This window comes from Brevundimonas sp. D3-1P (assembly GCF_055809335.1).
Genome location: NZ_CM147908.1, coordinates 2,346,508 through 2,369,670, shown reverse-complemented (window position 1 = coordinate 2,369,670; position 23,163 = coordinate 2,346,508). Strand labels below are relative to the sequence as shown.

At 66.9% G+C, this 23,163-nt stretch carries 22 protein-coding genes; 14 read left to right on the top strand and 8 right to left on the bottom strand.

Annotated elements, in window-relative coordinates:
• Positions 1-182: 182 nt before the first annotated feature.
• The 3 genes from dnaK to dapB all read left to right on the top strand — a co-directional run bounded on the left by dnaK (position 183) and on the right by dapB (position 4,252).
• On the top strand, positions 183-2,087 hold the full coding sequence (dnaK, locus tag AC0L6G_RS12020) for a molecular chaperone DnaK (RefSeq protein WP_473252297.1): 1,905 nt from the start codon (positions 183-185) through the stop codon (positions 2,085-2,087).
• A 222-nt stretch (positions 2,088-2,309) separates the two neighbouring features.
• Positions 2,310-3,506, top strand: a complete 1,197-nt coding sequence (gene dnaJ, locus AC0L6G_RS12015) for a molecular chaperone DnaJ (protein WP_293826372.1) — start codon at positions 2,310-2,312, stop codon at positions 3,504-3,506.
• Positions 3,503-4,252, top strand: a complete 750-nt coding sequence (gene dapB, locus AC0L6G_RS12010) for a 4-hydroxy-tetrahydrodipicolinate reductase (RefSeq protein ID WP_473252295.1) — start codon at positions 3,503-3,505, stop codon at positions 4,250-4,252. The genes dnaJ and dapB overlap by 4 nt, the downstream gene beginning before the upstream one ends.
• Positions 4,253-4,348: 96 nt before the next feature.
• Here dapB and dnaQ read toward each other — a convergent pair whose 3' ends face one another.
• From dnaQ to AC0L6G_RS11985, 5 genes are read right to left on the bottom strand one after another with little or no spacing between them, the layout of a single operon-like run.
• Positions 4,349-5,071 (bottom strand): DNA polymerase III subunit epsilon, encoded by a 723-nt coding sequence (dnaQ, locus tag AC0L6G_RS12005; RefSeq protein WP_293826366.1) that lies wholly within the window; start codon positions 5,069-5,071, stop codon positions 4,349-4,351.
• Positions 5,072-5,078: 7 nt separating this feature from the next.
• On the bottom strand, positions 5,079-5,729 hold the full coding sequence (gene coaE / locus AC0L6G_RS12000) for a dephospho-CoA kinase (RefSeq protein ID WP_473252294.1): 651 nt from the start codon (positions 5,727-5,729) through the stop codon (positions 5,079-5,081).
• Positions 5,726-6,532, bottom strand: coding sequence for a shikimate dehydrogenase family protein (locus AC0L6G_RS11995; RefSeq protein WP_473252293.1), 807 nt, complete (start codon positions 6,530-6,532; stop codon positions 5,726-5,728). Before AC0L6G_RS11995 ends, coaE begins: the two co-directional genes overlap by 4 nt.
• The gene (locus AC0L6G_RS11990; RefSeq protein ID WP_473253245.1) at positions 6,529-7,074 is read right to left on the bottom strand and encodes a Maf family protein; all 546 of its coding nucleotides are present in this window, start codon (positions 7,072-7,074) and stop codon (positions 6,529-6,531) included. The genes AC0L6G_RS11995 and AC0L6G_RS11990 overlap by 4 nt, the downstream gene beginning before the upstream one ends.
• A gap of 53 nt (positions 7,075-7,127) precedes the next feature.
• Positions 7,128-8,012: a pyruvate, water dikinase regulatory protein gene (locus tag AC0L6G_RS11985; protein WP_291535459.1), complete on the bottom strand. Its 885-nt coding sequence runs from the start codon at positions 8,010-8,012 to the stop codon at positions 7,128-7,130.
• Positions 8,013-8,459: 447 nt separating this feature from the next.
• Between AC0L6G_RS11985 and hemE the strand changes: the two genes are divergently transcribed.
• The 11 genes from hemE (at position 8,460) to AC0L6G_RS11930 (ending at position 18,896) form a co-directional block, all read left to right on the top strand.
• On the top strand, positions 8,460-9,518 hold the full coding sequence (gene hemE / locus AC0L6G_RS11980; protein ID WP_293826355.1) for a uroporphyrinogen decarboxylase: 1,059 nt from the start codon (positions 8,460-8,462) through the stop codon (positions 9,516-9,518).
• Entirely contained in the window at positions 9,515-10,588 is a 1,074-nt protein-coding gene (gene hemH / locus AC0L6G_RS11975; RefSeq protein ID WP_473252292.1) for a ferrochelatase, read from the top strand. Before hemE ends, hemH begins: the two co-directional genes overlap by 4 nt.
• Positions 10,585-11,052, top strand: a complete 468-nt coding sequence (locus tag AC0L6G_RS11970; RefSeq protein ID WP_293826351.1) for a CopD family protein — start codon at positions 10,585-10,587, stop codon at positions 11,050-11,052. The genes hemH and AC0L6G_RS11970 overlap by 4 nt, the downstream gene beginning before the upstream one ends.
• A 204-nt stretch (positions 11,053-11,256) precedes the next feature.
• Positions 11,257-12,684: a transcription termination factor Rho gene (gene rho, locus AC0L6G_RS11965; protein ID WP_293826349.1), complete on the top strand. Its 1,428-nt coding sequence runs from the start codon at positions 11,257-11,259 to the stop codon at positions 12,682-12,684.
• A 52-nt stretch (positions 12,685-12,736) separates the two neighbouring features.
• Complete coding sequence (locus AC0L6G_RS11960; protein ID WP_291535449.1) at positions 12,737-12,961, top strand: DUF6489 family protein; 225 nt, start codon at positions 12,737-12,739, stop codon at positions 12,959-12,961.
• A 75-nt stretch (positions 12,962-13,036) separates the two neighbouring features.
• Positions 13,037-14,344 (top strand): tRNA uridine-5-carboxymethylaminomethyl(34) synthesis GTPase MnmE, encoded by a 1,308-nt coding sequence (mnmE, locus tag AC0L6G_RS11955; RefSeq protein WP_293826345.1) that lies wholly within the window; start codon positions 13,037-13,039, stop codon positions 14,342-14,344.
• Positions 14,345-14,456: 112 nt separating this feature from the next.
• Positions 14,457-16,337, top strand: coding sequence for a tRNA uridine-5-carboxymethylaminomethyl(34) synthesis enzyme MnmG (gene mnmG, locus AC0L6G_RS11950; RefSeq protein WP_473253244.1), 1,881 nt, complete (start codon positions 14,457-14,459; stop codon positions 16,335-16,337).
• On the top strand, positions 16,337-16,969 hold the full coding sequence (gene rsmG, locus AC0L6G_RS11945) for a 16S rRNA (guanine(527)-N(7))-methyltransferase RsmG (protein WP_473252291.1): 633 nt from the start codon (positions 16,337-16,339) through the stop codon (positions 16,967-16,969). The genes mnmG and rsmG overlap by 1 nt, the downstream gene beginning before the upstream one ends.
• Entirely contained in the window at positions 16,950-17,771 is an 822-nt protein-coding gene (locus tag AC0L6G_RS11940) for a ParA family protein (protein ID WP_291535441.1), read from the top strand. Before rsmG ends, AC0L6G_RS11940 begins: the two co-directional genes overlap by 20 nt.
• Before the next feature lie 28 nt (positions 17,772-17,799).
• Positions 17,800-18,687 carry a ParB/RepB/Spo0J family partition protein gene (locus AC0L6G_RS11935; RefSeq protein ID WP_293826337.1) on the top strand — a complete coding sequence of 296 codons (888 nt, stop codon included), beginning with the start codon at positions 17,800-17,802 and terminating at the stop codon, positions 18,685-18,687.
• Between the two features lie 26 nt (positions 18,688-18,713).
• Positions 18,714-18,896 (top strand): hypothetical protein, encoded by a 183-nt coding sequence (locus tag AC0L6G_RS11930; protein WP_293826334.1) that lies wholly within the window; start codon positions 18,714-18,716, stop codon positions 18,894-18,896.
• Positions 18,897-18,916: 20 nt separating this feature from the next.
• Here AC0L6G_RS11930 and holA read toward each other — a convergent pair whose 3' ends face one another.
• From holA to leuS, 3 genes are read right to left on the bottom strand one after another with little or no spacing between them, the layout of a single operon-like run.
• A complete protein-coding gene (gene holA / locus AC0L6G_RS11925) occupies positions 18,917-19,969 on the bottom strand; it encodes a DNA polymerase III subunit delta (RefSeq protein ID WP_473252290.1) in 1,053 nt (350 codons plus the stop codon).
• Positions 19,966-20,445, bottom strand: coding sequence for an LPS assembly lipoprotein LptE (gene lptE, locus AC0L6G_RS11920; protein ID WP_293826328.1), 480 nt, complete (start codon positions 20,443-20,445; stop codon positions 19,966-19,968). Before lptE ends, holA begins: the two co-directional genes overlap by 4 nt.
• Complete coding sequence (gene leuS, locus AC0L6G_RS11915; RefSeq protein WP_293826326.1) at positions 20,445-22,994, bottom strand: leucine--tRNA ligase; 2,550 nt, start codon at positions 22,992-22,994, stop codon at positions 20,445-20,447. The genes lptE and leuS overlap by 1 nt, the downstream gene beginning before the upstream one ends.
• Positions 22,995-23,163 lie beyond the last annotated feature (169 nt).

Below are 23,163 nucleotides of genomic sequence, written 5' to 3'. Positions count from 1 at the left end.
ATCGCAGATCGCCCTTGCGGGCCCGGGGGATTTTCCCATATCGGGGCCAGCTTCGGAGAAACCCCGCTAAAACTGGGGCTATCCGGCCCGAACAACGCCAACCCAACCCGGGGGCGGTCACGCGCGGCGCTTCGTCGAAGGCCGCCGCATCGCCCGCTGAACGAGAGAGACGAAGAACGCCCATGGCCAAGATTATCGGCATCGACCTCGGCACCACCAACTCCTGCGTGGCCGCCATGGATGGCAAGAACCCCAAGGTCATCGAGAACGCCGAAGGCAACCGCACGACCCCGTCGGTCGTCGCGATCCAGGACGGCGCCGAAGTGCTGGTGGGTCAGCCCGCCAAGCGTCAGGCCGTGACCAATCCCTCCAACACCTTCTTCGCGATCAAGCGCCTGATCGGCCGCAACTTCGACGATCCGGTGGTGGCAAAGGACAAGGGCATGGTGCCCTATGAGATCGTCAAGGGTCCGAACGGCGACGCCTGGGTGCGCGCCTTCGGCAAGGACTATTCCCCGCAGCAGATCTCGGCCTTCATCCTGCAGAAGATGAAGGAATCGGCCGAGGCCTATCTGGGCGAAAAGGTCACTCAGGCGGTCATCACCGTGCCGGCCTATTTCAACGACAGCCAGCGCCAGGCCACCAAGGACGCCGGCAAGATCGCCGGCCTGGAAGTGCTGCGGATCATCAACGAGCCGACCGCGGCGGCCCTGGCCTATGGGCTGGAGAAGAACGACGGCCAGAAGATCGCGGTCTATGACCTGGGCGGCGGCACCTTCGACGTCTCGATCCTGGAGATCGGCGACGGCGTGTTCGAGGTGAAGTCGACCAACGGCGACACCTTCCTGGGCGGCGAGGACTTCGACCTGCGCCTGGTCGATTATCTGGCCGACGAGTTCAAGAAGGAGCAGGGCGTCGACCTGCGCCAGGACAAGCTGGCCCTGCAGCGGCTGAAGGAAGAGGCCGAAAAGGCCAAGAAGGAATTGTCGACCACGACCCAGTACGAGGTCAATCTGCCGTTCATCACCATGAACGCCTCGGGTCCGCTGCACCTGAACATCAAGCTGACGCGCGCCAAGCTGGAATCCCTGGTCGAAGACCTGGTCCAGCGCACGATCGAGCCGTGCAAGAAGGCCCTGGCCGACGCCGGGCTGAAGGCCTCGGACATCGACGAGGTGGTGCTGGTCGGCGGCATGACCCGCATGCCCAAGGTGCAGGAGGCGGTGAAAGCCTTCTTCGGCAAGGAGCCGCACAAGGGCGTGAACCCCGACGAGGTCGTGGCCCTGGGCGCCGCCGTTCAGGCCGGCGTGCTGCAAGGCGACGTCAAGGACGTGCTGCTGCTGGACGTGACGCCGCTGACCCTGGGCATCGAAACCCTGGGCGGCGTCTTCACGCCCCTGATCGAACGCAACACCACCATCCCCACCAAGAAGAGCCAGACCTTCTCGACCGCCGACGACAACCAGTCGGCCGTGACCATCCGGGTCTTCCAGGGCGAGCGGCCGATGGCGGCGGACAACAAGATGCTGGGTCAGTTCGACCTGATGGGCATCCCGCCCGCGCCGCGCGGCATGCCCCAGATCGAGGTCGCCTTCGACATCGACGCCAACGGCATCGTCAACGTCTCGGCCAAGGACAAGGCGACCAACAAGGAACAGTCGATCCGCATCCAAGCGAACGGCGGCCTGTCGGACGCCGACATCGACAAGATGGTCAAGGAAGCCGAGGCCAACGCCGCGTCCGACAAGGCCAAGAAGGACCTGGTCGAGGCGCAGAACGCCGCCGACAGCCTGATCCATTCGACCGAAAAGGCCCTGGCCGAACACGGCGACAAGGTCGGCGCCGACGAGAAGGCGGCGATCGAGACCGGCCTGGCCGATCTGAAGACCGCGCGCGAGGGCTCGGACCCGGAAGACATCCGCGCCAAGACCAACACCTTGGTCCAGGCCTCGATGAAGCTGGGTGAAGCCATGTATTCGGCCCAGCAGGGTTCGGGCGACGCCGCAGAAGGCCAGCCGGCCGACGACGGCGTGGTCGACGCCGAGTTCGAGGAAGTGTCGGACGCCGACGACAAGAAGAGCGCCTGATCCGCAACAGGTCGCTGAAATGATACGGCCCCGCTTGTCTTGCGATAGGCGGGGCCTTTTCATGAAACTTGCATCATTCGTCCCGGCCCCCATGTCAGCCGGGACACCGTAGTTCCGTCATAGCCGGCCAGAGGCTGATCCTTCCCTTTGAAGGAGCGCAGGTCGGGCTCTCGCAAAGAGGCGGAGGGAACGCGGCAGGGGAAGTATGAGGACGATCGCCCTATGGCGCGTGACTATTATGAGGTACTGGGCGTCGAGCGCACCATCGACGCGCCCGGTCTGAAGGCCGCCTACCGCAAGTTGGCCATGATCCATCACCCGGACCGCAACGGCGGATCGGAAGAATCCGTCGCCCAGTTCAAGGAAATATCCGAGGCCTATTCGGTCCTGTCGGACGCCGAGAAGCGCGCGGCCTATGATCGGTTCGGCCATGCGGGCGTGAACGGCGGCGGCAATCCCTTCGGTCAGGGCCAGCAGGGCTTTTCGGACATCAACGACATCTTCTCCCAGGTGTTCGGCGATGCGTTCGGCGACGCCTTCGGCGGACGACAGGGCCGGGGCCAGCAGGGCGGGCCGCGTCGCGGATCGGACCTGCGCTACGACCTCGAGATCACCTTGGAGCAGGCCTACAAGGGCGAAGAGGTCGAACTGGACATCCCCGCCACCCTGACCTGCGACGCGTGCGAGGGATCGGGGGCCAAGCCGGGCACCAAGCCCGTCACCTGCACCACCTGCAACGGCGCCGGCCGGGTGCGCCAGGCGAACGGCTTCTTCCAGGTTGAGCGCACCTGCCCCCGCTGCCACGGGCAGGGCCAGATGATCGCCGATCCCTGCCCGACCTGTCACGGCCACGGCCAGGTGCGCAAGACCCGCACCCTGAACCTGAAGATTCCCGCCGGCGTGGACGACGGATCGCGCATCCGCCTGTCGGGCGAAGGCGACGCCGGCCAGCGCGGCGGCCCGCGCGGCGATCTGTACGTCTTCATCTCGGTGGCGCCGCACGACCTGTTCGAACGGGATAACCTGGACCTTCTTGTCACCGTGCCCGTGCCGATGACGGTGGCGGCCCTGGGCGGCGAGATCGACGCTCCCTGCCTGGTGTCCTCGGCCTGCGACGGCAAATGCAAGGCCTCGGTCGCCGTGCCGGCCGGCGCCCAGACCGGCAAAACCGTGCGCATCAAGGGCAAGGGCATGCCCCATCTGAACGGCCGCAATCGGGGCGATCTGGTTGTAGAGCTGTTCGTCGAGACGCCTACCGATCTGACCCCGCGCCAGCGTGAGTTGCTGGAAGAGCTTGCCCTGTCGTTCGGCGAAGGGCAAAACCCCCGCAATTCCAGCTTCGCCGGAAAGGCGAAGCGTTTCTGGGCCGACATCCTGGGCAACCAGGACGCGGACGGGTCGAAAGAAAACGCGGCTTGAGCGCAATCTTCCACGCCGGAATTTCCGGCTATCGCGGACGAATGGGCCGTGCGGTGTCCCAGGTTCTGGACGCTCGCGACGACGTGGTGGTGGCCGCCCGTTTCGACTGGGGCGAAACGGCCGACCTGTCGCTGTGCGACGTGATCATCGACTTTTCGACGCCCGACGCCTCGGTCGCCTTGGCGGAGAAGGCGGCTGAACGCGGCGGCCCCGCCCTCGTCATCGGTTCGACCGGCTTCACGCCCGAGCAGGAAGCCGTGTTGCTGAAGGCGGCCGAGAAGGTCGCCATCGTCAAGAGCGGCAACTTCTCCCTGGGCGTGAACATCCTGGTCGGCCTGGTGCAGCACGCGGCCCAGCGGCTGGACGCCCAGGACTGGGACATCGAAATCACCGAGGCCCACCACCGCCGCAAGGCGGACGCGCCCTCCGGCACCGCCCTGATGTTGGGCGAAGCGGCGGCGGACGGCCGGTTCGCCGATCTGGCGGACCTGCGCACCGCCCCCTACGACGGCGTGCAGGGCGAGCGGGAAACGGGCAAGATCGGCTTCTCCTCGATCCGCGCAGGCGGCATCGTGGGCGAACACACCGTCCTGTTCGCCTCGGAGGACGAGGTTCTGACCCTCAGCCATTCCGCCATCGACCGGTCGCTGTTCGCGCGCGGCGCGGTGGCCGCCGCCGCCTGGGTCCGCACCCGCAAGGCGGGCCTCTACGACATGCAGGACGTGCTCGGGTTCAGGCAAGCCTGAACCCAACGAGGCGCTTCACGCCGCGTATGTTCGCGACGCGGTCGCTCACGACTTGAGCGCAATTTTGAAGAGGAATGCGCTCAACGGCCGCCTGGCCTATGCCGCATCTTCTTGCGCCGGCAGGCCATAGGCGTCCCACAGGGACCGGTCTTTCAGCATCTTGGCCAGGAAGGCGAGGTGGGCGGCCTGTTCCTCAGGCGTGGAGCGCGGGGCGAGGGGGCGGGGGCGCTGGCCATAGGCGGCGACCTGAACAACGCCGCCCTGACCCCGGCCGACCGGACCCGACGACAGGTCCAGCACCCGCTCCTTGCCGCCGCGCAGTTCCAGATACACCTCCGCCAGCAGGCGGGCGTCGATCAGGGCGCCGTGCAGGGTGCGCTCGACCAGGGACACCTTGTAGCGTTTGCACAGGGCGTCCAGCGAGTTGGGCATGCCCGGAAACCGGCTCTGGGCCAGTTTCAGGGTATCGATCCAGCGCGCCTCGCCGGTGATCGGCCGGCCGCAGCGACTGTATTCGAAGTCGATGAAGTTCCGGTCGAAGGCCGCGTTGTGGGCGATCATCTTCGCATCGCCGATGAAGTCGATCAGCTCGTCGGCGATTTCGGCGAACTTGGGCGCATCCCTGACCTTCTCGTCGGTGATGCCGTGCACCCGGATCGCATCCGGCGGGATCAGCCGTTCCGGGTTGACGAAGCGGTGGAAGGTGCGACCCGTCGGCAACAGATCCTGCAGTTCGATGCAGCCGACCTCGATCAGCCGATCCCCCGTCCTGGGGTCGAAGCCGGTAGTTTCCGTATCGAGAACGATCTCGCGCGCCATGCGCCCTTTAATGGCGATGTTCGTCCCGGTCCGAAAGGGTCGCGGCGTCCCGACGCCGAGATATCCACGTCGGATCCAGCACCGTCTCCACCACCGCCGCGACCTGGGCTTGGGCGGCCTTCAGACCCCGGCCGGTGTCGATGACGAAGTCGGCCCGCGCGCGCTTTTCCGCATCGGGCGTTTGGCGGGCCAGGATCGCGTCGAACCGTTCGCGCGTCATGCCGGGCCGGGCCAGAACCCGTTCGGCCTGGACGGCGGGATCGGCCGTGACCACCACCACGGCGTCCACCTTGGCGTCTCCGCCCGTCTCGAACAGCAGGGGAATGTCCAGCACCGCCAGCCGGACTCCGGCCGCGCGCGCAGCCTCCAGATCGGCGAGGCGACCCTCGGCGACCAGGGGGTGGACGATGGCCTCCAGACGTCTGAACGCGGCGTCGTCGCGGCCCAGGGCCTCGGCCAGGCGGGCGCGGTCCACCGCCCCGTCCACGACCACGCCTGGGAAGGCGGCCTGAACCGGCGCGACCGCCGCACCGCCGGGCGCATACAGACGGTGCACCGCGTCGTCGGCGTTCCAGACCACGGCGCCCAGATCGGCGAACATGGCCGTCGTCGTCGACTTGCCCATGCCGATGGAGCCCGTCAGGCCGATCAGGATCACGCCGCCTCTCCCAGGTGTCGCAACACGCGCTCGCGCACGTCTGTCTCGGGAACCGGGTGGCCGAAGATGGCCTGAAACGAGGGTCTGGCCTGGCCGATCAGCATGGCCAGACCGTCGACGCCGACCAGTCCGCGTGCACGGGCGGCGGCCAGCAGGGGCGTCTCCAGCGGGCGATAGGTCATGTCCATCACCACCGTCCCGGCCTCCAGCCGCCCCACGTCCAGATCGGGCTGCACACTGAGCGCATTGACGACCAGGGTGGCGCCGACGAAGGCGGATGCATCCTCGACCACGGCGACGGCCGGGCCCAGGTCGGCGGCCAGGCGTTCGGCCCGATCGCGCGACCGATTGAGGATGCGAACCTGGGCGCCGGCCGAAACCAGGGCGCCGGCCGCCGCGCGGGCCGCCCCGCCGGCGCCCAGGATGACCGCCGGCTTGGCATCCACCTGCAGATCCGGCGCCTGTTCGCCCAGGGCGTTCATCAACCCCAGCCCGTCGGTGCTGTCAGCCCGGATGCGTCCATCCTCGAACACCAGCAGATTGGCCGATCCGACCAGGCGGGCGGCCTCCGAGACCTGGTCCGCCGCAGCATAGGCCTGCTCTTTATAGGGAGCGGTGACGTTTAGTCCCCGCAGGGCGCCGCGACGGCCCTGGTCCAACAAGGCTTCGAACGCCTCGGGCGTTTCGGGTCCGTAGGCGACATAGCGGGCGTCGAGCCCCGCCGCAGCGATCCAGGTCGCGTGGATCAGGGGACTGAGGGAATGGGCGATGGGCGAGCCGACGACACCGGCCTGGACGGTCATGACGGCAGGATCCCGACGTGGCGCAGTTCGGCCAGGACAGGCCACAGGGGCAGGCCTAGGACGGTGAAATAGTCGCCCTCCACCGCTTCGAACAGCTGCGATCCCCGGCCTTCCAGCCGATAGGAACCCACGCAGGACAACAGCGCCTCGCCCTCGGCCGCCAGATAGGCGTCCAGAAAGGCGTCGGAAAAATCGCGCATCCGCATCTGCGCCGTGTCGACGCCCGACCAGACGATCCGGCCCTTGGCGGCCAGGGCGGCGCCCGAATGAAGCTGGTGCGTCCGACCGCGCATGGTCCGCAAACGCTGGCGCGCCTCCTGAAGCGACCGGGCCTTGGACACGAGGCCCCCGTCGAACGCCAGGGTCTGGTCAGATCCCAGCACCCAGGCGCCGGCGTCGTCGCGCGATAAGGCCAGGGCCTTGGCCTCGGCCAGGCGAACGGCCAGGGCGGCGGGGTGCAGATCGCCGGAGACGGCCTTGATCGCATCCTCGTCCACCCCGGCGACGCGCACCGTGAACGGCACGCCGGCGTTTTCCAGCATGGCTCGGCGCGCGGCGCTCTTGGACGCCAGGATCAGCTTGATCGCGCCGTCGTTCACCAGGTGGTCCCGATCTTCTGGTTGCGATGCTCGCTGAGCAGATTGGTGATGGCGGCGGCCGTCTCCTCGACCGAGCGGCGGCTGACGTCGATGGTGGGCCAGCCCCGACGCTCGAAGGCGCGCCGGGCCTTGATGGTCTCCTCGCGAACCGCCTCCTGATCGGTATAGGCCGACGAGGGATTGGCGTTCAGATTGTCGATCCGGTTGCGCCGGATCTGAACCAGCCGGTCCGGCGAGACCGTCAGGCCGATCACCAGCGGGTTCTTCAGCTTGGTCAGCCTTTCCCCGTCTTCCTGGCCCGGCACCAGGGGGACGTTGGCGGCGCGGATGCCCCGGTGCGCCAGATAGATGCAGGTCGGGGTCTTGGAGGTCCGGCTGACGCCGCAGAGCACGACATCGGCGCCCTCCAGCTGATCCAGGGTCCCCTGGCCGTCGTCATAGGCCATGGCGAAGTCCAAGGCCGCGATCCGGTTGAAATAGTCGTGGTCCAGGGCGTGCTGGGCGCCGACGCGCGTCGACAGGGCCGCGCCCAGATAGCGTGACATGGCCCCCACCAGGGGGTCCAGCGCCCCGATCTGGGGCATGTCCAGCCGACGGCAGCCTTCTTCCAACTGTTCGCGCAGGTCGCGGTCGACCAGGGTGTGGAGAACCACGCCCGGCGCCGAGGCCACTTCCTGGAGCACCCGCTCCATCTGTTTTTCCGACCGGACCAGGGCGTAGATGTGTTCGATGGGAATGACGCCATCGAAACGGGCGGTCACGGCCTTGGCCATGGCGTTCAGCGTCTCGCCGGTGGAGTCCGACACCAGGTGGACGTGGAAATAGGTGGCGAGGCGGCCGGGATTGGGCGGCCGGGCGCCGGTCGATCGGGCAGGGCTCATGCGGTCGGGCTCCCTGTTGAAACCTGGTGGAAGGCGGGGGGCCGCCGGGGCGCCGTTTTCCTTAGCCGGTCCGCGTCCCGGCCGCGAGCGGGGATGAGGGTGGATCGCGTCGCCGGTCCGCTCCGGGATCATCCCCGGTCGGAAAACCGGTTTCGCATCGCCTGTGGAAAATCCTAACGAAGGGTTAACGGCGCTTAACCGCGTTCACAGGCGCAAGGTCCCGGAAAGCCTTTGGCGTTAAGGTTTCGTTAGGGATTGTCCACGGCCGGGAAACCCTGCGCGACCATCCCCGTTAACGATGGCCGGACCGGGGATATCCGGTTTTGTTCCGCCGCTGCGGCCGGAATCCTCCCCGTCGTTCCACCGCCCTACCTGCCACTTCGAATCTTTTAATTCTTATCTTGATTAGGGATTGAGAGCGGGGGGCTGTGACCTTAATCGTCCGGCATGACCGATCCGAGCCAGAACGCCAGTCAGACGCCCTTGATGCTGAGGGCGCTTCGGGGGGAGACGCTGAAGCGCCCGCCGGTCTGGTTCATGCGTCAGGCGGGGCGTTATCTGCCCGAGTATCGCAGGCTGCGGGCCGAGGCGCCCGACTTCATCGCTTTCTGCCTGAATCCCGAGATGGCGGCCGAGGCGACGCTTCAGCCCATGCGGCGGTTCGGCTTCGACGCGGCCATCGTCTTCGCCGACATCCTGTTGATCCCCCGCGCCCTGGGCCAGGACGTCTGGTTCGAGACGGGGGAGGGGCCGCGGCTGGGCGAAATGCCGATCCCCGGCCGGATGGCGGAACTGGCCCCGGCGGCGGGCGAGCATCTGTCGGCGGTGGGCGAAACCCTGGCGATCGTGCGCGCGGCGCTGGAGCCGGAACGCGCCCTGATCGGTTTCGCCGGCGCGCCATGGACGGTGGCGACCTATATGCTGGACGGCGAGCATCGGACCATCGGCAAGGGCGAACGCGCCCAGGCCCGCACCTACGCCTATGCCGATCCCATACGGGTCGACGAGACGCTGGAGGTCCTGGTCGAAGCCACGGCCCGTTATCTGAAGATGCAGGCCGACGCCGGCGCTCAGGTGCTCAAAATCTTCGAAAGCTGGGCGGAAGGCCTGCCGGACGATCTGTTCGAGAGACTGGTCCTGAAGCCGCACCAGGCGCTGGTGAAGCGCGCGAAAGAGCTGGGGGTCGCAGTCCCTCTGATCGGCTTTCCCCGGGGCTCTGCGGCGTTGGCTGAGCGTTATGCCGAGGCGGTGGAGGTGGACGCCGTCGCGCTCGACACCGCCTGTCCGCTGGAGGTCGGACGGCGGGTTCAGCAGATCAAGCCGATCCAGGGCGCGCTGGACCCGCTGCTGCTGCGCGCCGGGGGCGATCCTCTGCACCGCCGCGTCGATCAACTGATGGAGGCCTGGGGCCAGGGGCCGTGGGTGTTCAACCTGGGCCACGGCATCCTGCCGGACGTGCCCATCGGTCATGTCGAGCAGGTGCTGGAACGGATCGGCGCCCAATGACCGAGCACCACGGAACAGGACTGAGGGGCAGGCGCATCGCCGTCGTCCTGTTCAATCTCGGCGGACCGGACGACCAGGCCGCGGTCAAACCCTTCCTGTTCAACCTGTTCAACGATCCGGCCATCATCGGCCTGCCTGGCCTGGCGCGCACCCCTCTGGCCCGGCTGATCTCCAGTCGGCGCGAGGCCGCCGCCCAGGCTAACTACCGGCTGATGGGCGGAGGATCGCCCCTGCTGGGGGAAACGCAGGCCCAGGCCCGGGCGCTGGAGACCGCGCTGGCCGAGCGGCTGGCGGGCGACGAGATCCGGGTCTTTATCGCCATGCGTTACTGGAACCCGCTGACCGAGGAGACGGCCGCCGACGTCGCCGTGTTCGGGCCGGACGAGGTCATCCTGCTGCCGCTCTATCCGCAGTATTCGACGACGACGACTCAATCCTCTCTGAAGATTTGGAACGAGACCTACGCCGGATCGGGCGTCAGTCGGGCCGTCTGCTGCTATCCCCGGGCCGCCGGCTGGATCGCGGCCCAGGCCCAGGCGATCGGGGAAAAACTGGATGAGGCCGGCGAGGCGCCCGTGCGGGTGCTGTTCTCCGCCCACGGCATCCCCGAAAAGCTCGTGACGGGAAAGGGCGATCCCTATCAGGAACAGGTCGAGACCACGGTCGCCGCCGTGGTCGCGGAAATAGAGTCCCGTCGCGGACCCATCGACCACGCCATCTGCTATCAAAGCCGGGTCGGCCCGATGAAATGGCTGGGTCCTTCGACTCCCGAGGCGATCCAGAGCGCGGCCGAGGACGGCGTCGGAGTGGTCGTGACCCCCGTCGCCTTCGTCTCCGAGCATATCGAAACCCTGGTCGAACTGGATATCGAATATGCGGAGCTGGCCCGGGACAAAGGCGTGGTCCCCTATTTGAGGACTCCCGCCGTCGGGATCGAACCGCTGTTCATCGACGCCCTGGCCGAGGCGGCGGTCGGCGCCCTGGGCCGGACCGGCGTCGCGCCCCATGGCCAGGGCTGCAAGGCGGACTGGAAGGCCTGTCCGCATCGTAACGGGAGACACGCGGCATGACCCTCTATGACCTGGCGCGCGGCCTGCACATTCTGGCGGTGATCGCCTGGATGGCGGGCCTGCTGTTTCTGCCCCGCCTCTACGCCTACGACGTCGAACAGAACGCCAAGCCCGAGCCTCTGCGCGGCGAGATGCAGCGGCTGCTGCGTCTGTGGCAGACGCGGCTGCTGCGCATCATCGTCAATCCGGCCATGATCCTGGCCTGGGGCTTCGGACTATGGCTGATCCACATCGACGTCTCCGCCCGGGGTGCGGCTTTTCTGGCCGAGCCGTGGATGATCGTCAAACTGGTCGGAGTCCTCCTGCTCAGCGGCTGGCACGGCTTCTTGGCCGCCCAGAGGAAGAAGATCGCGGCGGGAACATCGAAATATTCCGGCCGGTTCTGGCGCATGACGAACGAGATCCCGTTCCTGCTGGCCATCGTCATGGTCTTGTCTGTGACGACCGAATGGCGCTTGGGCTAGGCGGCTGCGCTTGACGTCGGGCGCGGCCTGTGGTTCCGCTGGCGGCGAACTGCTCGACCCTTGCGCCGGCGGCCCCTCTCTTCTTCGCGACGCCTGCCGGTTCGACCCGCAGGAGCCCGTCGCATCCTCCTCCGGCCGGAAGGCCAGACATCTCGAAGACCCGACGCCGCAGAGACCGTCTGCGCGCGCCCACGAGCCTGCATCATGACCGACGTCCGCGACACCGATCCCGATTCCCCCGAGGCTGAAGCCCTCGAACCCGCTGAACATCACGGCGCCGTCCATTCGCCGGGCGAGGCGGCCGGCGCCGATTCCGGCGTGGACACCACGGCCGACGAGGACGACGATGGCGAGCCGGTCGTCGCCAACGGCCGTATCACGCTGGCCGAACTGAACGAGAAGACGCCGGCCGACCTGGTCGCCTTCGCCGAACAGCTGGAGGTCGAGAACGCTTCGAACCTGCGCAAGCAGGACCTGCTGTTCGCCATCCTCAAGGCCCTGGCCGACGAGGAGGTGGAGATCATCGCCGACGGGGTGCTGGAGATCCTGCCCGACGGTTTCGGCTTCCTGCGCAGCCCGGACGCCAATTATCTTCCGGGGCCGGACGATATCTATGTCTCGCCGTCGCAGATTCGACGCTTCGGGCTGCGATCGGGCGATACGGTGCACGGGGCCGTGCGCGGCCCGCGCGAGGGCGAGCGTTACTTCGCCCTGTTGAAAGTCGACACGATCAATCTGGAAGACCCGGAGCTGGTCAAGACCAAGGTCCTCTTCGACAACCTGACGCCGCTGTACCCGGAAGAGCGGCTGCACATGGAAATCCAGGACCCTACGCTGAAGGACCGTTCCGGGCGGGTCATCGACATCGTCGCCCCGTTGGGCAAGGGCCAGCGCTGCCTGATCGTGGCGCCGCCCCGCGTCGGCAAGACGGTGATGCTGCAGAACATCGCCAAGTCGATCGAGAAGAACCACCCGGAAGTTTTCCTGATCGTCCTCTTGATCGACGAACGTCCTGAAGAAGTCACCGACATGCAGCGCACTGTGAAGGGCGAGGTCGTGGCCTCCACCTTCGACGAGCCCGCCACCCGCCACGTCGCCGTCGCCGAAATGGTGATCGAAAAGGCCAAGCGCCTGGTCGAGCACAAGAAGGACGTGGTGATCCTGCTGGACTCCATCACCCGCCTGGGCCGCGCCTATAACGCCACCGTCCCGTCGTCGGGCAAGGTGCTGACCGGCGGCGTCGACGCCAACGCCCTGCAACGGCCCAAGCGCTTCTTCGGCGCGGCGCGCAATGTGGAGCAGGGCGGATCGCTGACCATCATCGCCACGGCCCTGATCGACACCGGCAGCCGCATGGACGAGGTGATCTTCGAAGAGTTCAAGGGCACCGGCAACTCCGAGATCGTGCTGGACCGCAAGGTCGCCGACAAGCGCATCTTCCCCGCCATCGACGTGCTGAAGTCCGGCACCCGCAAGGAAGACCTGATCACGCCCAAGGATCAGCTGGCCAAGACCTATGTCCTGCGCCGTATCCTGAATCCGATGGGGCCGCAGGACGCGATCGAGTTCCTGCTCGACAAGCTGCGTCAATCCAAGAACAACGCCGACTTCTTCCAGTCTATGAACACTTGAGGCGGATTCGGTCGTCAGGCGTTCTGTTTCACGTGAAACGGAGCCAAGACCGATGAAGATCAACGTCGAGGTGGATTGCACCCCGGCCGAGGCGCGGGCCTTCCTGGGTCTGCCCGACGTGGCCCCATTGAACGAGGCTCTGGTCGCGGAGATGCAGCAGCGGATGCAGGCCAATGTCGCCGCCATGCAACCCGAGGAATTGATGAAGACCTGGGCAAGCTTCGGCCTTCAGGCCCAGGATCAGTTCCGTCGATTGATGGAAGCGGCGGTCAAGTGAGGCCGCGCGTCCGGCCGCGATGCCGATACGCCGCCATCGCCTCCTCGCCTTCATGAAGCAGGATGACTGTTTGACATGAACGAGACCATCTTCGCCCTCGCCACGCCTCCGGGCCGTGGAGCCATCGCCGTAATTCGGTTGTCCGGGCCAGAGGTCGAACCGACTTTGACGGCGCTTGGCGCGACTCCCCTGCCGCCGCGCCTGGCCTCGGTGCGGAATCTTAGCCACGATGGCGGCCATATCGACCAGGCTCTGGTCCTGCGTTTCGTCGCGCCTCACTCCTATACAGGGGAAGACGCTGCCGAGTTGCATCTTCACGGCGGCCGGGCTGTGGTGGAAGCGGCGAGCCAGGCCCTGATCGCGCTCGGCCTCCGACCTGCGGAACCGGGAGAGTTCACCCGCCGCGCCTTTCAGAACGGCCGGATGGACCTGGCCCAGGCGGAAGCGGTCGCCGACCTGATCGACGCCGAAACGGCCGCCCAGGCGAAGCAGGCGCTGGGCCAATTGGACGGGCGGCTAAGCGAGACCTATGCGGGTTTCCGTCGCGATCTGCTGACCGCCCTGGCGTTGGTCGAGGCGGAAATCGACTTTCCCGACGAAGAGGTGCCCGACAATCTGGCGCGAACGGCGGGGCCGGTGCTGGATCGGCTAGCCGAGGATTTGCGCCGGGCGGTCGCGACGGCGCGGCGCGGCGAGCGGGTTCGCGACGGGTATCGCATCGTTCTGATCGGCGAGACCAACGCCGGCAAGTCGTCGCTGTTCAACGCCCTGATCGCGCGGGAAGCCGCCATCGTGACCCCCATCGCCGGAACGACGCGCGATGTCTTGGACGCCGAACTGGTGATTGGGGGCTATGCCGTGACCCTTTCCGACACCGCCGGCCTGCGCGACAGCGACGATCCGGTCGAGGCCGAAGGCGTCCGGCGGGCCCGGACGCGGGCCGAACAGGCCGACCTGCGTCTATGGGTGCGCGCCCCAGGCGATCCGGAGGGCGCAGCCGGCGCCTATGTCCGGCCTGGCGATCTGATCGTCGCCAACAAGGCGGATTTGGGTGTGGACGAAGTGGAGCCTGGGCTCGAAGTCGTTCGCGTCAGTACGACCAACCGCGAGGGGCTGCAGGCGCTTCACGATTGGATTGCCGCCCGATTGGCCCGTGACCTGTCGGGGACCGACTTTCCGGCTGTGACTCGCGAACGGCATCGGCTGCGGTTGATGGAAGCCCTGGCTGCGGTCGAAGCGGGCCGTTCGGCCTTGGCGGTCGCGCCCGAAATGGCAGGGGATGATTTGAGGCGCGCCGCCGACAGCCTGGCCCGCGTGACCGGCGCCATCGGCGTAGAGGACATACTGGGCCAGGTGTTCGCTTCTTTCTGCATAGGAAAATAGTTCCGCCGCCATACCGGCGTTCACGTGAAACAACCCGACTTGCTTTGCGCCCTTCGCGGGAGAAGAGGGCGTGAGACTGGCGACCAACGCCCTTTTGCATTATGTGGCGCGGATGCGTACCCTCTCTGAAATCGTCTGCGATGTCGTCGTCATCGGCGGCGGCCACGCCGGCTGTGAAGCGGCGGCGGCTTCGGCGCGAGCCGGGGCCCGTACGCTCCTGCTGACCCAGAAGCTGGAAACCATCGGCGAGATGTCGTGCAACCCGGCCATCGGCGGCCTAGGCAAGGGGCATCTGGTGCGCGAGATCGACGCGATGGACGGAATCATGGGCCGCCTGGCCGATGCCTCGGGCATCCAGTTTCGTCTGCTGAACCGGTCCAAGGGCGCCGCCGTCCGCGGCCCGCGCAGTCAGATCGATCGCCGTCTTTACCGTGAAGCCATGCAGGCCGAACTCGGCGTCACGCCGAATTTGATGCTGATGGCAGGCACGGCGGAAAGCCTGATCCTGGAAGGCGACCGTGTCGTGGGCGTCGTCACCGGCACCGGCGAACGCGTGCGGGCCAGAGCGGTCGTCCTGACCACGGGAACCTTCCTGAACGGCGTCATCCATCGGGGCGAACAGCGCATCGCGGCAGGGCGTCATGGCGAAGCCCCTTCGACGGGATTGGCGGCCGATCTGCGTGCGGCCGATCTGCAGATGGGTCGGTTGAAGACGGGCACGCCCGCACGGTTGGACGGGCGCACCATCGCCTGGGACCGGCTGGAGATGCAGCAGGCGGACGAGGTCCCTTCGGCCTTTTCCTTTCTGACCGAGCGGATCGCCGTGCCGCAGATCGCCTGCGGCGTCACCCATACGACGGAAGAGACCCATAGGATCATCGCCGAGAACCTAGGCGAGAGCGCGGTTTATGGCGGGCGGCTGTCGGGTCGGGGGCCGCGCTACTGCCCCTCGATCGAGGACAAGGTCGTGCGGTTCGCCGACAAGACCAGCCATCAGATCTTTCTGGAGCCCGAGGGGTTGGACGACCCGACGGTTTATCCCAACGGCATTTCGACCTCGGTCAGCGAAACGACCCAGCTGGCCTTTCTGCGCACTATTCCGGGGTTGGAGCAGGTTGAGGTGTTCCGGTACGGCTACGCCATCGAATACGACTATGTCGATCCGCGCGAACTGACGCCCGCCCTGGAAGTCAAGACGCGGCCCGGGCTGTATCTGGCCGGACAGATCAATGGCACCACCGGCTACGAGGAAGCGGCCGCCCAGGGGCTGATGGCGGGCCTGAATGCGGCGCGCGCGGCGGCAGGCCAGGAGGCGGTGATCCTGGGCCGCGACCAAGCCTATATCGGGGTGATGATCGACGATCTGGTGACGCGGGGCGTGACGGAGCCGTATCGGATGTTCACCAGCCGGGCCGAGTATCGACTGACCCTGCGGGCCGACAATGCCGATCAGCGTCTGACGCCGCTGGCGATTTCCCTCGGAATTGTCGGGGAAGCGCGTCGCACTCGGTTCGAGCGAAAGTCCGCCGCCCTGAAGCGCGCCAGCGCTGTTTCACGTGAAACCCTTTTCACCCCGAATGAGGCCGGGGCGATCGGAATCGCCGTGAACGCCGATGGCCGTCGTCGGTCGATGCGCGAACTGTTGGCCTTCCCCGGCGTGATGCTGGACCAGTTCGCGCCGGTGATCCCCGAGGTCATGGCCTGGAACGAAGACGTTCGGGAGCAGGTGGCCATCGACGCAGGATACGCCAACTATCTGGATCGCCAGGCCATGGACGCCGAGGCCCTGCGGAACGAAGAGGCGCTGAGCCTTCCGGCCGACCTCGACTATGAGGTCGTCGGGGGACTGTCCAACGAGGTGCGCGAAAAACTGGCTCGGGTGCGGCCCATGACCTTGGGACAGGCGGGGCGGATCGAGGGCATGACGCCCGGCGCGCTGACGGCCCTTCTGACCCATGTGAAGCGCACGCCGCGCGCTGTGGCGGCCGCCTGATGCTGGCGGCCGAACGGTCGATCTTTCAGGTACGCACGAACGCGACCGATATTCAGATGGCCGATCTCGAATCGTTTCGCCTGCGATTGGGCGATGCGAACGCGGTGATGAACCTGGTCGGACCCGACAGCCTGCCGGACTATTGGAATCGCCATGCCTGGGACAGCGCCCAACTGCTGTCTCATGCGCCGAATGCATCCACCTGGGCGGACCTGGGGGCGGGGGCGGGATTTCCCGGCGTGATCCTGGCGATCCTTTTGAAAGGTCGTCCCGGCAGCCACATATGGCTGATCGACAGTCTGGGAAAGCGGTGTCGGTTCCTGCGGGAAACGGTCGACGCACTGGGTCTGCCCGCGACTGTCATCAATGGTCGGGCGGAAGAGCAGCAGGTGAGATGCGATATCGTCACCGCGCGGGCAGTGGCGCCGATGGATAAGTTGCTGGGTTATGCACAGCCCTACTTCGAAAGGGGTGCACAAGGTCTTTTCCTCAAGGGCGAGAAGGCCGAATCCGAGTTGATCGCCGCACGGAAATCCTGGCATTTCGAAGCGGAACTGGCCCCGTCGCAGAGCGACCCGCGTGGCCGCATCGTGACAATTCGGAGTGTTCGACGTGCCCGCATCCGCTCGTGAAAAACAGCCCGCCCGGGTCCTGGCCGTCTCCAACCAGAAGGGCGGGGTGGGCAAGACGACGACGGCGATAAACCTGGGCACCGCTCTTGCCGCCATTGGGGAGCGCGTGCTGATCGTCGACATGGATCCGCAAGGCAACGCCTCTACCGGCCTCGGTGTTCCACGTGAAACACGTCGCGTCACCATCTATGACGTCGTCGTCGACCACCGCTCAATCGACGACGCGGCGGTGCAGACGACGGTGCCCGGCCTCTGGATCGTACCGGCGGACGCCGATATGTCGGGGGTGGAGATCGAATTGAGCCAGGCGGACCGCCGCTCCTACCGGCTGCGCGACGCCCTGCGCGCGCATGACGACGGGCCTACCGCGTATGACTATGTGCTGATCGACTGCCCGCCGTCGCTGAACCTGTTGACGCTGAACGCCATGGCGGCGGCGGATGCGGTGCTGGTGCCGTTGCAATGCGAATTCTTCGCCTTGGAGGGCCTGAGCCAACTGATGCGGACCATCGACATGGTCAAGCACAGCCTGAACCCCACGCTTGAAATCCAGGGCTTGGTCCTGACCATGTTCGACCGGCGCAGCGCCCTATCGGGCCAGGTCGCCAACGATGTCCGCGCCCATTTCGGGGACAAGGTCTATGACAGCGTCATTCCGCGCAACGTGCGCGTCGCCGAGGCGCCGTCCTTCGGCAAGCCGGCCCTGATCTACGACCTGAAATGCGCCGGCAGCCAAGCCTATCTGCGGCTGGCGCGCGAGGTGGTCAAGCGCGAGCGGCGACGCCTCGCGCTGGCCGCTTGATTCCTAGAAAAGAAACGGAAGCAGTATCTTGGCTGAACGACAAAGAGGTTTGGGCCGCGGTCTGTCGGCGCTTATGGGCGAGAATGCGGAGGCTCCCGTCGCGGCGGACGCGCCCGTGTCAGCCGGCGTGCGGCGCGTGCCGATCGAGAGTGTCAAGCCCAACCCGGACCAACCGCGCAAGGTGTTCCGCCAGGAGGACCTGGAAGAACTGACGGCCTCGATCCGCGACAAGGGGGTGCTTCAGCCGATCCTGGTGCGGACCCAGCCCGGCGAGCCCGGCGTCTGGCAGATCATAGCCGGCGAGCGCCGCTGGCGCGCGTCCCAGGCCGCTCGCCTGACCGAAGTGCCGGTCGTGGTCCATGAAATGGACGACGTCGAGGTGTTCGAGGTCGCCATCGTCGAGAACGTCCAGCGCGCCGACCTGAATCCGCTGGAAGAGGCCGAGGCCTACCGTGTCCTGATGGAGCGTTTCGGGCGCACCCAGGACGCGGTCGCCGGCGTCGTCGGCAAGAGCCGCAGCCATGTGGCCAACACCCTGCGTCTGCTGCAGCTGCCTGAACGGGTGCTGTTCTATGTGCGCGAAGGCAAGCTGTCGGCCGGCCACGCGCGGGCCTTGATCAACACGCCCGATCCCGGCCGGTTGGCCGATATCGCCTTTGTCGACGGCCTGAGCGTTCGCGAGACCGAAGCCCTGGCGCGGCGCGCGGTCGAAGGGCCGAAACCGTCAAAGGCGCGGTCGGGCGGCGTCAAGTCCGGCGGCGGCTCTGCGGATGTCGCAGCCCTGCAACAGGACCTGGCCGACGCCCTGGGGCTGAACGTCCAGCTGACCGACCGCGACGGAAAGGGCGAACTGACCATCCGCTATGGCACGCTGGAGCAGTTGGACGACCTGTGCCGTCGTCTGATGCGAGGTTGACGCCGGGGATGTGGTAGGGTGGGCGTATGACCGATCAGAACACGCCCACAGCCGCCGACAAGTTGAAACAGGCGCTCGCCGCCAAGAAGGCGAAAGGCGGACACGGATTCAATGTGCAGCCCGGCGCCAAGGCCGAGGAGAAGAGCATGGCCGCCCGCAATGTGGCGATGGCCAAGCCGGCGTTCCGCAAGGCGTCCAAGCGCGGGTGAGCCTGCTTCCTGGGGGCCGCCTAAAGCCCCAGCCGTCTCGCCCGGCCGGCGATTTCCAGCAGCAGGCGTTCGGCGATCAGCTGGTCGGGCATTCCGGTCGTCTTGGCGGCGACATCGGCGACGTTGATGCTGTCCATGACCTCGTCGAGAGCCTCCAGGCGCCAGGATCGGGCCTGACGCAGCATTTCCGCCTCCTGCTTCCAGAAGACGCCGGCGGCCTTGGCGGCCTCTTTGGCGTGTGCGCCGTTGGCTTGCAAGATATTGATCCTGCGAAGCTTTCCTAGATGAATGGCGGCGAATCGCACGGCCATGACCGACGATTCGCCCTCGGCGAAGGCGCGCCTCAGGCCCGATTGCGCCGGAGCGGGGCGGGCGCCGAAGGCCTGGAGCGCCGCATCGGACAGCGAGGCGTCCGGCTCGACCCCCAAGTGCAGTTCCAGCGCGTCCATGTCCAGCGTCCGGCTCGACCCTGGACCGATGAACAAGGCCAGGCGCTCGATCTCCTGACGCATCAGGCCGCGTTCGCGGGGCAGACGGGCGACGAACCGATCCAGGGCGTCGGAGGTCAGGCCGACCTTGTCCGCCGCCAAGGCTTCTCGAACCATGCGGGCGACATCGCCGGTCTCGTCCTCGTAACAGACGATGCCGACGGCCCCGTTTTCCTTTTCGGCCGTCTTTCTCAGCGCCGATTCGCGACCCAACTGATCGGCCTCGACCACCAGCATGGCGTCGGGGTTGTAGCCGCCCTGGGCGTGGGTCTTCAGCGCGGCGGCGACGGCCTTGTCCACGCCGGGCTTCAGCGCCGCCAGCCGGATGCGCACCAGACGCCGCCCGCCCATCAGGGACATGGCCGTCAAGGCCTCTTCCAGCCGCGTCTCGTCGCTGTCGATGTCGCTGTCGGTCAGGACGGTGACGTTGAAGGGGTCGTTCAGATCGGGCGTGACGGTCCGGCACAGGACTTCGGCCCGCTCGGCGACGCCGGAGCGGTCCTTGCCGTGGATGACCGCCGCCCGGATCGCCGGATCGGGCGCCTTCAGGAAGCGTTCGATCTCGGGACGTTTGGCCAGGATCACGGGTTGGACAGGGCCTGCATGAGGTCGAGTCGGATCAGGCGGGCCAGCTCCGAGGCCGCGCGCTCCTCGCCGTCCTGCTGGGCGGCGATGGCGGCATAGGGTTGGTCGGCGGCGGCGTAGGTGGTCGTCACCGTCTCCGCGCCGGTGATCGGCGCGCCGCCCGCGGCGGGGGTCAGGATCCAGGTCGCCTTGACGGTCAACTCATAGCGGGTCGCGGTGTCGTCGATGCGGCGACCCAGGGAGCGGCGGCTTTGCTCGACCTGGGTGGTCAGACGGTACAGGGGCGCTTCGCCCCGGTCCCAGGCCAGGACGTCCTCCAACTGCTCGCGCAGGCGATAGCCCAGTCGGTCGTCCTGGGTCGAGACGGCGATCCGGCGCAGGGACGACCCCACGGCCGGCTCGGCGTAAATGGGGGTGAAGCCGCAGGCGGATACGCCCAGGGCCGTCAACACCGCAAAGACCGCCGCGATACGCATCAGCCGGCCACCAGATTGACGATGCGGTCCTTGACCACGACGATCTTCTTCACGCTCAGACCCTCCAGTCGCGCCTGCACGGTCGCATCGGCCAGGACGACCGCCTCGACCTCGGCCGGCTCCATGCCGCGCGCCACGCGGATTTCCGCCCGACGCTTGCCGTTGATCTGGATGGGCAGCACCACCTCGTCGTCGGCCGCCAGAGCAGCGTCCCACACAGGCCACGGCGCGTCCAGAACCATCCCGTCCTCGCCCAGCCGGGTCCAGCATTCCTCGGCCAGGTGCGGGGTGAAGGGGGCGATCAGCCGGGCCAGGGCCGACAGGGCCTGGCGCTTGGCGTCGCCGCCGGCCTGGTCCGCGTCGCGAATCGCGGCGACGAAAGAATAAAGCTTGGCGATGGCCGAGTTGAAGCGGAAGCCCTCTACGCCTTCGGACACGGCCTTGACGGCCTTGTGGGTCTCGCGCAGCAGTTCGCCGTTGGCCGTGTCCTCGCCGGGGAAGGCCGGGTCGTAGGCGTCGAACAGGGACCAGGCGCGCTGAACGAAGCGGCTGGCGCCCTCCACCCCGCCCGGCGTCCACTGCACGTCCCGTTCGGGCGGGCTGTCCGAGAGGACGAACAGGCGCCCTGCGTCCACGCCGTGGCTTTCCAGGATTTCGGCCGGGGCGACGACGTTCTTCTTGGACTTGGACATCTTTTCGATGTCGCCGATGATCAGGGCGTCGCCGGTCGACAGCTGGCGGGCCGAACGGACGCCGTTGTCGTTGCTCAGCTCGACGTCGGTCGGTTCGACCCAGGCGCCGTCGGGCCGACGATAGGTCTCGTGGACCACCATGCCTTGGGTGAACAGGCCGGCGAACGGCTCCTTGACGCTCATCAGGCCGGCGTCGGTCAGGGCGCGGGTCACGAAGCGGGCGTAGAGCAGATGCAGCACCGCATGCTCGACCCCGCCGATATACTGATCCACCGGCAGCCAGCGGTCGGCGGCGGCCTTGTCGATCGGCGCTTCGGCCTTGGGATCGGTGAAGCGGGCGAAATACCAGCTGGAATCGACGAAGGTGTCCAGGGTGTCGGTCTCGCGCGTCGCATCCGCGCCGCAGGACGGGCATTTGACATGCTTCCACGTCGGGTGCCGGTCCAGCGGATTGCCGGGCACGTCGAAGGTGACGTCCTCGGGCAGGACGACCGGCAACTGGTCGGCGGGAACTTCGACCGGGCCGCAGGACGGGCAGTGGATGATCGGTATCGGGCAGCCCCAGTAGCGCTGGCGCGAGACGCCCCAGTCGCGCAGGCGATAGATGGTCGCGCCCTGACCCGCGCCGGCCGCCTCGACCCGTCGGATGGCCTCGGCCTTGGCGGTCTCGATATCCAGCCCGTTCAGGAAGTCGGAGTTGTAGATCAGGCCGGGACCGACATAGGCTTCGTCGTCAACGGCGAAGTCGTCGCCCGCGCCCTCGGGGCGAACGACCGGGATAACCGGCAGGTCGTACTTTCGGGCGAAGTCCAGATCGCGCTGGTCATGCGCCGGGCAGGCGAAGATGGCGCCCGTGCCGTATTCCGACAGGATGAAGTTGGCGATCCAGACCGGAATCTCGGCGCCGGTGAAGGGATGGACGGCCTTCAACCCGGTGTCCCAGCCGATCTTTTCGGCCTGTTCGATGTCGGCCTGGGACGTGCCGCCCTCGCGGCATTTGGCGACGAAGTCGGCAATGTGCGGATCGGCGTCGGCCAGCTGTTTCGAAATCGGATGATCCGGCGCCAGGCCCAGGAAGCTGGCCCCGAACAGAGTGTCTGGACGGGTGGTGTAGATCTCGACGCCGTGGTCGTGGCCGGCAGGCGCCGCCCCGGCCCATTTCCAGGTCATCTGCAGACCCTTGGACCGGCCGATCCAGTTTTCCTGCATCAGCCGGACCTTCTCGGGCCAGCGGTCCAGGGTCTTCAGACCGTCGATCAGGTCGTCGGCATAGTCGGTGATGCGCAGGAACCACTGGTTCAGCTTGCGCTTCTCCACCAGGGCGCCCGAGCGCCAGCCGCGCCCGTCGATCACCTGTTCGTTGGCCAGGACCGTATTGTCGACCGGATCCCAGTTGACGACCCCGTCTTTGCGATAGACCAGACCGCGCCGATACAGTTCCAGGAACCAGGCCTGCTGCTTGCCATAGTATTCCGGGTCGCAGGTGGCGAACTCGCGCGACCAGTCCAGCGACAGGCCCAGCAGTTTCAGCTGTTCGCGCATGTTGGCGATATTGGAATAGGTCCAGCCCTTGGGGTGGATGCCGCGCTCCATGGCCGCGTTCTCGGCCGGCATCCCGAAGGCGTCCCAGCCCATCGGGTGCAGCACATCGTAGCCTTGCGCGCGCTTGGACCGCGCGACCACGTCGCCCATCACATAGTTGCGGGCGTGACCCATGTGGATGGCGCCCGACGGATAGGGGAACATCTCGAGCACATAGTATTTCGGACGGCCGGCGTCCTTCGTCACGAAGGCGGAGGCTTCGGCCCAGCGGGCCTGCTGGCGGGGTTCGGCGGTCTTGGGGTCGTATCGGGCCACGGTCGTCCTGAAAGTCGAAAAGGGCGCTGACGCCCTCCCGGCTCAACTAGCCCGAAGGACGGCAGCGCCCAAGAAAATTGCGCCCCAATGAGCGATAACCAGCGTGCTCAAGCAGCCCGAAGGGCGATAGCAACCGAAAATGCCGCTCAAGCAGCCCGAAGGGCGATAG